The organism is Enterobacter sichuanensis, from assembly GCF_002939185.1.
Taxonomy (GTDB): domain Bacteria; phylum Pseudomonadota; class Gammaproteobacteria; order Enterobacterales; family Enterobacteriaceae; genus Enterobacter; species Enterobacter sichuanensis.
Map to the genome: position 1 here is coordinate 1 of NZ_POVL01000166.1, position 735 is coordinate 735.

Below are 735 nucleotides of genomic sequence, written 5' to 3' on the forward strand. Positions count from 1 at the left end.
AGCAGCACGGCTTGTTAAGGTTAGTCGCCCTACTATTTACAAGATGATTAACAGTGGTAAGTTAAGTTACACCTCTGTTGTAAAGCACGGGAAGGGTATTAAAGTTATTGATACATCAGAGCTTATTAGAGTGTTTGGTTCTCTTGATGGTGTAATCGATGCTGTAAAACATGATGTAAAAAGTGACGCAGAATCTACAGGTATTAACAGCGTTGGTTTACATGATTTACAACATAGAATCGCTTTACTTGAAGCTGAAAACGATGGTCTTAAAGGGGCTGTTAAGGCTCGAGATGAGCATATTGATTCCCTTCGTCAGGCTATGCAGCTTCTGGAGCACAAGCACGAACCTTCTTCACCACCCCATTCCCCGTGGTGGAAATTCTGGAAAAAATCCTGATCCCGCCATGCTTGAGTTTTCCTCTCCGGCCATGCCGGGGCGTTCGTGAACCTTCCCAAAAATCGCCAGATCTCTGAACGCTCCTCACACTAAAAATATCCACACCCCACGCAAAATTAAATTTTTGCAGATAACTCATTAATATCAGTCAGTTGGTTGTTATTAAATTACGCAGTATTACCTTCTGTAAGGTCAATCCAAGTCGTCGGTGATTCGTGTACGACTTGCCGACGACTCGTCATAGAGTCATCGACGACTCACTCCACACTATCAGTAACTTATGACGACTTGACTCTAGAGTCGAATCGTCGCTTTGGCGTTTTTTTGACCGTGGT

The 735-nt window shown here is 43.4% G+C and carries 1 protein-coding gene; it reads left to right on the top strand.

Going from position 1 to position 735, the window contains the following annotated elements; genetic code table 11:
* A partial coding sequence (locus C5687_RS24325; RefSeq protein ID WP_104558232.1) for a helix-turn-helix domain-containing protein occupies nt 1-400 on the top strand: 400 nt, incomplete at its 5' end.
* Nucleotides 401-735 lie beyond the last annotated feature (335 nt).